Consider the following 336-nt stretch of genomic DNA (forward strand, 5'->3'; position numbering starts at 1 on the left):
TTCCTGCTGGAACTGGGTGCGGGCTTCGCCTTCGTTGGCCGACAGGTGTTGCTGGACGTGGGCGGCGAAGAGTTCTTCATCGACCTGTTGTTCTATCACCTCAAGCTGCGCTGCTACGTGGTGATCGAACTGAAGGCGGGCAAGTTCAAGCCCGAGCACCTGGGGCAACTGGGCTTTTACCTGACGGCGGTGGATCGGCAGGTGAAGCACGCGCAGGACAACCCGAGCATTGGCCTGCTGCTGTGCAAGAGCAAGAACAAGGTGGTGGCCGAATACGCCCTGGGTGACAAGTCGCAGCCGATGGGCATTGCCGAATACAAACTGGTGGAATCCCTG

At 59.5% G+C, this 336-nt stretch carries 1 protein-coding gene; it reads left to right on the plus strand.

The features are described from left to right. A partial coding sequence (locus KDH83_RS32120; RefSeq protein ID WP_212323260.1) for a PDDEXK nuclease domain-containing protein occupies window positions 1-336 on the plus strand: 336 nt, incomplete at both ends.

It is taken from the genome of Achromobacter sp. Marseille-Q0513 (assembly GCF_018195695.1).
Classification (GTDB): domain Bacteria; phylum Pseudomonadota; class Gammaproteobacteria; order Burkholderiales; family Burkholderiaceae_B; genus Achromobacter.